The 314-nt window shown below is 34.1% G+C and carries 1 protein-coding gene; it reads right to left on the reverse strand.

Annotated features, from left to right (window positions below):
* Window positions 1-285, reverse strand: a 285-nt coding sequence (locus AOA60_RS09280) for a DUF420 domain-containing protein (RefSeq protein WP_178075338.1), incomplete at its 3' end; no start/stop codon positions are given.
* Window positions 286-314: the final 29 nt, after the last annotated feature.

Here is a 314-nt window from a genome sequence, read left to right on the forward strand (position 1 = left end):
TCCTAATACTGCCGCTAAAGTGGCAAAGAAAATATGTATGATAAGAAAAACATGATAAAATGATGCTACATTATCAGGTCCACCGAAGGAAGTACTACCAATAAAGAAAGTCTTGGATAAGTAAGTGATAAAAAATATACAGGCGAGAATTGCTGCCCAAAACATAGCCTTTTTATGAGACTCAATATTCCGTTTTGCAATAAAGTACCAGCCAATTGCAACAAATACAGCACTTAATGCAATAAAAAGTGTACTAATGAATGGTAAGAATGTTGCCAAAATCATTCACCCTTTCAGCTTCATCATTTCAATCT

This window comes from Pseudomonas sp. 2822-17 (assembly GCF_002742485.1).
Taxonomy (GTDB): Bacteria; Pseudomonadota; Gammaproteobacteria; order Pseudomonadales; family Pseudomonadaceae; genus Aquipseudomonas; species Aquipseudomonas cyclaminis.